The following is a 534-nucleotide window of genomic DNA, read 5'->3' as shown; positions in this document are numbered from 1 at the left end:
GGCTGACATGCATCAAGCTACCCCGCCACTCCGACGCCTGCCCACCAGCCTGCTCATCGGCGCCACCCGCTTGTGGCATGGCACACCGGATCGCCATGCCATCCCCAGTACACCTGACCTGATACAGCAGGAACTGGGCGTACGGCGTGTGAACTCCCAATGCGTCGAGTTGGAACTCCAAGGCAACATTTCGCGGAACGTATATGCCAGTGGAATTGGCGTTGTAGCTATAGCGTGCCTCGGGATCTCAGCTTTGGGCCTCTATGTGGTAGACGCTCCGATGACTTGGGGACTTGTTACGTATCCAATTGGTATGTCCATGCTAGCTGTATTCATCGCCGGCGTTTTATATCTGCTTGCTCGAGGCTCTTCTGGCCGCTTCCGTGGCAGCTTCGTGCGCCTCCACCGCGGCACACGAAAGCTCTATGTCGTCAGCCCCTACGATGAACATTTCACAGCGCTGGACTGGGACGCCCTCCAGGCCTTCGCCGGCTACGTCCCGCTCGTCAGTACCGCAGGCTATTCCGACCGCTA

The 534-nt window shown here is 58.8% G+C and carries 2 protein-coding genes; one reads left to right on the top strand and one right to left on the bottom strand.

All coding sequences use genetic code 11. From position 1 onward, the window contains the following. On the bottom strand, window positions 1-181 hold a 181-nt coding region (locus tag WS75_RS34340), incomplete at its 3' end, for a hypothetical protein (RefSeq protein ID WP_218919275.1). Window positions 182-319: 138 nt separating this feature from the next. Between WS75_RS34340 and WS75_RS34335 the strand changes: the two genes are divergently transcribed. Beyond that, window positions 320-534: hypothetical protein (locus WS75_RS34335; RefSeq protein ID WP_218919274.1), on the top strand; the 215-nt coding region annotated here is incomplete at its 3' end.

Source organism: Burkholderia sp. FL-7-2-10-S1-D7, from assembly GCF_001524185.1.
In the GTDB taxonomy this organism is placed as follows: domain Bacteria; phylum Pseudomonadota; class Gammaproteobacteria; order Burkholderiales; family Burkholderiaceae; genus Burkholderia; species Burkholderia diffusa.
The sequence above is the reverse complement of the archived record's forward strand: the minus strand, read 5'-3'. Positions and strand labels throughout refer to the sequence as shown.